This is a genomic window from Streptomyces sp. ATLC9 (assembly GCF_057196705.1).
Genome location: NZ_JBXUOY010000296.1, coordinates 1 through 6,020 on the forward strand (window position 1 = coordinate 1; position 6,020 = coordinate 6,020).

Consider the following 6,020-nt stretch of genomic DNA (forward strand, 5'->3'; position numbering starts at 1 on the left):
GGGCCGTGCTCGCCGTCGCCGCGGCCGCCGTGGTGCTGCGGCGCAGGCAGGTGATGCGGCGGCGGTACCCGCTGCGCCGCGACCCGCGGGTGCCGGCGTCAGTCCGCCGCCTTGCCGGACGTATGGCCGCGTGAGGCGCCCGGGCCCGGGTCCCGCTCCCGGTCCGGACCGGTACGGGCGGGCCCGTCTCCGCGCCGCTGCCTCCTGAGCCAGCTGAGGCGTCGCAGCCGCAGCCTCAGCGAGCGCGGCCACTTGGCGGTGTCGCGCGGCTCCACGTACGGCTCCTCCCCCTCCGGCAGCCCGTCCGCGTACGCCCGCCTGCGGGCCAGTTCGGCGTCCAGCTCCAGGCCGAGCAGGATGGCCAGGTTCGACAGCCACAGCCAGACGAGGAAGACGACGGCGCCGGCGAGGGTGCCGTACGTCTTGTTGTACGAGCCGAAGTTCGCCGTGTAGACCGCGAAGCCCGCCGAGGCGGCCAGCCACAGCAGCACGGCCACCACGCTGCCCGGCGCCGTGCGCAGACCCCGCAGCCGGGCGTTGGGGGCCGACCAGTACAGAATGCTGATCATCGCCGCCACCAGCAGCACCAGCACCGGCCACTTGGCGACCGACCACACCAGCAGCGCCTGCTCGCCCATGCCGACGGCCTTCCCGGCCTGCTCGGCCAGCCCGCCGGTGAGGACCACGATCACCACGCTCACCGCGAGCAGCACCATCAGGGTCAGCGTCACGCCGATACGCAGTGGCGTGAGCTTCCACACCGGGCGGCCCTCGGGGATGTCCAGGACGCGGTTGGCCGCGCGGATGAACGCCGCGACGTAGCCGGAGGAGGCCCACACCGCGCCCAGCAGGCTGACGACCGCGAGGACGCCGCCGCCGCTGCCGCGCTGGATCTCGCCCACCGTGTCGCTCAGGATCTCGCGGGCCGGGCCGGGCGCGAGCCGCTGGAGGTTCTCCAGGATGTACTCGGTCGCCGTCTCGCCGACCGCGCCCAGCAGCGAGACGAGCAGCAGCAGGGCCGGGAAGATCGACAGCACGCCGTAGTACGTGAGGGTCGCCGCCCGGTCCGGGATCTCGTCGTCGAGGAACTCCTTGGCCACGCCCCGTGCGACGGTCCACCACGTCTTCGCCATGGCCCTACGGATTACCGCCGCGGACCCGGCCATGTGCGGCCCGGGGGCACGGCTGGGTAACGGCGGGCCCGGCCGGACGCGCGCGGGGCGCGGTACGGACGGCGTCCTCCGTCCGTACCGCGCCCCGTGTGTCACAGGATGCGGGTCAGCCTCGTTCCCGCGTCCGGTTCGGTCAGCTCGCCCCGGACGGCGACCGGGACCTTCACCTGGCCCGGTCCGCTGCCGACGGTCAGGGTGCCGACGGTGTCGCCCGGGGCCGCCGTGTGCGGCACGCCCTTGCCGCCGTCGGTCAGGGCCAGCTCCACCTCCAGACCGGACCAGCCGACGGCCGAGACGTCCTCGGTCGCGACCACCTGCGTACGGCCGCCGAGGCCGTCGTCCACGTAGCCCACCACGTCGCCCTTGGCAACGATCTTCTCCGACCTCAGGACCTCCTGTGCGGAGATCAGCAGCTCGCGGCTCTCGGCGACCACCGTGTCGATGATCGACGGCTTGTGCTGGCTCATGACCGCGCCGACGATCAGCTGCGTGGTGCCGCCCACCTCCTTCTCCCCCGCGAACAGCAGGTTGCCGCCGGCCGCGGTGGTCGTACCGGGCTTGATGCCGATCGCGCGGTTGTACGGAACGAGCCCGTTCCAGTTGCGGTGGCTGACACCGTTGCGGTCCTCGTACGAGGGTTTCTTCACGATCTCCCGGAATGCCTCGTAGTCCATGACCTTCTTGCCGAGTTCCACCTGGTCGGCCGCCGTGCTGACGGTGTCCTCCCGCAGCCCGCTGGCATCGGTGTAGGTGGTGTTCTCCATCCCGAGCTCCTCGGCGGCGGCGTTCATCTTCTCCACGAACGCCTCCTCCGAGCCGCCGGAGTCCCAGCGGGCCAGCAGCCGCGCCACGTTGTTGGCGGAGGCGATCATCAGGGCGTGGAGGGCCTCGTTGAGGGTGATCTCCTCGCCCTCCTCCACCTCGACGGTCGACTCGCCCTGGGCGCTGAGGCCCGCGTCCTTCTCGGCCTGCGCGTCGACCGGTATCCTCGGGCCCTCCTCGCCCGCCTTGAGCGGGTGGTCGCGCAGGATGACGTAGGCGGTCATCACCTTCGCCACGCTCGCTATCGGCACCGGCTTCTCCTCACCGTACGAGCCGAGGGAGCCGAGCCCCTCCACCTCCAGGACGGCCTGGCCCTCGGGCGGCCAGTTCAGGGTGGGCTCGTCGCCCTCGAAGGTGTGGGTGGCCGGGGCGGTGAGCACCAGCTCGGGGGCGGGCAGCGGGCGCATGAGCTGCGCGACCGCCAGAACGATCACCAGCAGCAGGACCAGCGGCGACCAGATCTTGACCCGCCGCAGGGCGACCCGCACCGGGGTCTCGGGCGGGGCGGGCTTGTTCGTCAGCTCGGCCAGCAGTTCCAGTGGCTTGTGCGGCGGCAGCGGCTGCTGCTTCGTCCGCTCGGCCTCCGGCAGCCCGGGGCCCGGCGTGTGGGGCGGCTGCTCGGGCGACACGACGGCCGGGGGTACGCGGGGGGCGTCGGCGGACCGCAGCGGTACGAAGCGGCTCGTCCGCTCGGCCTCGCTCTCCGCCGGCTCCCCGGCGGTCGCCGGGGGCCCGGTCTCCTCCGGCTTTCCGTCCGTCCCCGGTCCTCCGGGGGCCCGGGCATCCCCCGGGTCCGTCTCCTCCGAGTCCTTCGGAGCCGGTTTCCCGGAGGCGTCCCCCGGACGTACCCGGAACATCGCGGTGGGCTGGTCGACCGGCCGGCCGGTCTCCGCGTCCGCGCCGTCCTTGTCGCCCTCACCGTCCTCGTGGTCCTCGTCGCTCCCGGCCGTGTCCCCGGGAGCACGGAAGACCGCCGTCGCCTGGCCGGCCGCCCCGGCCCCGGGCCCCTCGGCGTCCTCCGGCTCCGGCGTCCCCGCCGCGGAGGCGTCCCCGGCGTCCCCGGCGCCGCCGTCCGCCTCCTCGGCGTCACCGGCGCCGGCGTCGTCGTCCTCGCCGGCCCTGCCCTCGGGGACGCGGAGGACCGCCGTCCCCCGGTCGGCCCGTCCGGCACCGGACTCCCCGCCGACGGGCTCGGGCTCTCCAGCCTCCTCCGGCGCCTCCGTCCTCGCCGGCGCCTCCGCCTTCGCCCCGGCACCGTCGTCGGCGAAATCGGCGGAGCCGTCGTCCTCCCCAGCTGTTCCCGCCGGGCCGGCGTCGTCCGGCCAGGGCTCCTCGCCACCGTCCCCGGCCCCGTCCCGAGGCGCCTCGTACAGCGCCACGCGGGGGTCACGCGCCCGCTCGGGAACCGTTCCGGCCTCTCCGGTCGTCTCCCCCAACGAAGTCTTCCGTTCCGAAATGTCGGGGGACTTGCCCGCCACCTATGCCTCCCGCTTGGTACTCAGCCACTCGTCATATCAGTAAACAGTGTCCTGAAGCCCGGTCCTCCCCCGGCACTCCGGCCCTGTTTCGCGGCCGCCAGGGCCCGCTGAATTGCCAGACGGTAACGACATACCTACTGGTTCCACGACAAAGCGCCCAGGCACTCTCGACAGATCTCTGTGAGAGGGGTCACCCTGTCATGCATCCACGCGGGGAGGCATGGATGGGCAGGAGCCGCAGAACAATTCCGGAGGAGCTTCTGTTGCTGGCCCTGGACCCGGCCACGGGTACCACGGCGCAGCCGCAGTCGCTCGACCTCGGCCTGGCCGGGGCCCAGCTCGTGGAGCTGGCTCTCGCAGGACGGATAGCCCCTGACGGGGATCGCATAGCCGTGGTGCTGCCACGGCCGACCGGAGATCCGACCCTGGACTCCGCGCTGGAGCTGCTGCGCAGACGCGGCAGCCCCGTCCGCGCGGTCCACTGGATCGGCGGGCCCAGACTCGGGCTGCGCCAAACCTATCTCACACACCTGGAGCGCTGCGGCATGGTCCATGCCGTATCCAGCCAGATGTGCGGGGTGTTGCCGACGACTCGCTACCAGGCGACGGACACGGCGGTGAGCCGGGAGATCAGGACCCGGCTCGACAACGCGATCCGCACCGGCGTCCCGCCGGACCCGCGGACCGCGGCGCTCGCCGCGCTGGCCCACGCGGTCGGCCTCGGCAAGCACCTCTACCCCGGCAACGAGGGGCGGTCATCCCGTTCCCGGCTGAGGGATCTGATCAGGCACGACCCGATGGGCGGCCTCGTCGCGCACGCCGTGATGGATGTGCAGAACGGCGTGGCCGCGCAACCCCGGCGCGCCGCTCCCGGCAGGGGCTCGGGCGGGCCGGGAGGCGGGCGGACGGCGCCGCGGCCCACCGCGCCGCAGCCGCTCGCCGGGCAGGCACGGCGAGGCGGGATGGCCCGCGCGGGCGTCCACTGACCCTGGTGTACCCCCACCCGGCGGAAGCCCGGCGGGTACCCGGCGGGTTTCCCGAACTCGGCCGAAATCCGCTCCGCCACCCCGCGCGTGCGCGTGCGTACCCTGTGTGGCGATTTTCCAGCGCGAACACGGCCGTTGGTGGCAATCTGCTGCGGGAGCGGTCCTGTTGGCGTAAGCGGAGGTGTTCGCACCGTGGCATCCAGTGTCAATCCCACCGTCAGGCGGCGTCGGCTGGGTCAGGAGCTGCGCCGGCTCCGTGAGCAGAGGGGCATGACGGCCGAGGAGGTCGCCGACCGGCTGCTGGTCTCCCAGTCCAAGATCAGCCGGCTGGAGAACGGCCGCCGCAGCATCAGCCAGCGCGACGTCCGCGATCTGTGCGGGGTCTACGAGGTCGACGACCAGCGGATAGTCGACTCGCTGATGCAGATGGCCAAGGAGTCCAGACAGCAGGGCTGGTGGCACGCGTTCGGCGACATCCCGTACAGCGTGTACATCGGGCTGGAGACGGACGCGGCGTCCCTGCGCGTGTACGAGCCGCAGGTCATGCCGGGGCTGCTGCAGACGCCTCGGTACGCGGAGGCCGTCGTCGCGGGCGCGCTGCCCGAGGCGTCGGCGGAGGACGTGGAGAAGCGCGTGCAGGTGCGGCTGCGCCGGCAGGACCGCATCCACGACCCGAGGAGCCCGCTGCGCCTGTGGGCGGTGATCGACGAGGCCGCGCTGCGCCGGACGGTCGGCGGGAAGCAGATCATGCGGGACCAGCTGGAGCACCTGCTCGAGCTCTCCCGGCTGCCCCATGTGACGGTGCAGGTGCTGCCCTTCGTCATGGGCGCGCATCCCGGACTCAACGGCCAGTACGCGATCCTGGAGTTCCCGGACGCGGCGGACTCGACGGTGGTCTACCTGGAGGGCGTCACCAGCGACCTCTATCTGGAGAAGGGCGCCGACGTGCACAAATACAGCGTGATGTACGAGCACCTGCGGGCACAGGCCCTCAACGTCGAGCAGACCCGGGAGTTCGTCGAGGGCATCGCCAAGGAGTACACCCGGGGCTGAGTCCGACGCGCCGCCGGCGGCGTACGGAGGCGCGCGGGCGGCATCCGAGCGGCACGGCAAGCTACACCTGGTGGCATATCGATGTGAAGAGCCGTCTGAAATATGCCATCCGGTCGAGTGAACGGCGTTAATGGAGGCCTCAGTTGGAGAGTACCGTCTGCCGCACGCCGGGCCCAACCGGCGATTTTCACCGTCTGGGAGAAAACGGAGCAGACATGGCAATCCGACAGGGCATGACCGACAGGTGGACCAAGTCCAGCCACTCCGCCGGGAACGGGGCGTGCGTGGAGGTGCGGTCCACCGAGCCGCGGGCGGTCGCCGTGCGCGACTCCAAGGTTCCGCAGGGGCCGTCGCTGGACTTCGTCCCCGGTTCGTGGACGGCGTTCGTGGGATCCCTCGGCCGGGGTTCGCTCGCCCGGCGCTGACCGCTCCCCGCGCGACGCGCGCCACCGCGCGGTCGCGCCGTGCCCCATGGTGCCGGGCGGCGCCCCGCCCGAAGCCCTCTCGAC

5 protein-coding genes are annotated in these 6,020 nt (G+C 72.6%); 3 read left to right on the forward strand and 2 right to left on the reverse strand.

Going from position 1 to position 6,020, the window contains the following annotated elements; translation table 11 throughout:
• Nucleotides 1–98: 98 nt before the first annotated feature.
• Together AC2CJA_RS22890 and AC2CJA_RS22895 are read right to left on the reverse strand one after the other, a co-directional pair.
• The gene (locus AC2CJA_RS22890; protein WP_484604568.1) at nucleotides 99–1,133 is read right to left on the reverse strand and encodes a YihY/virulence factor BrkB family protein; all 1,035 of its coding nucleotides are present in this window, start codon (nucleotides 1,131–1,133) and stop codon (nucleotides 99–101) included.
• A 131-nt stretch (nucleotides 1,134–1,264) separates the two neighbouring features.
• Nucleotides 1,265–3,430, reverse strand: coding sequence for a serine hydrolase (locus tag AC2CJA_RS22895; RefSeq protein WP_484604569.1), 2,166 nt, complete (start codon nucleotides 3,428–3,430; stop codon nucleotides 1,265–1,267).
• Nucleotides 3,431–3,696: 266 nt separating this feature from the next.
• Here AC2CJA_RS22895 and AC2CJA_RS22900 point away from each other — a divergent pair, with 266 nt between their 5' ends.
• The 3 genes from AC2CJA_RS22900 (at nucleotide 3,697) to AC2CJA_RS22910 (ending at nucleotide 5,936) form a co-directional block, all read left to right on the forward strand.
• A complete protein-coding gene (locus tag AC2CJA_RS22900; protein WP_484604570.1) occupies nucleotides 3,697–4,458 on the forward strand; it encodes a GOLPH3/VPS74 family protein in 762 nt (253 codons plus the stop codon).
• Nucleotides 4,459–4,650: 192 nt separating this feature from the next.
• A complete protein-coding gene (locus tag AC2CJA_RS22905) occupies nucleotides 4,651–5,511 on the forward strand; it encodes a helix-turn-helix domain-containing protein (RefSeq protein WP_484604571.1) in 861 nt (286 codons plus the stop codon).
• 215 nt (nucleotides 5,512–5,726) lie between these two features.
• On the forward strand, nucleotides 5,727–5,936 hold the full coding sequence (locus AC2CJA_RS22910) for a DUF397 domain-containing protein (protein ID WP_484604572.1): 210 nt from the start codon (nucleotides 5,727–5,729) through the stop codon (nucleotides 5,934–5,936).
• Nucleotides 5,937–6,020 lie beyond the last annotated feature (84 nt).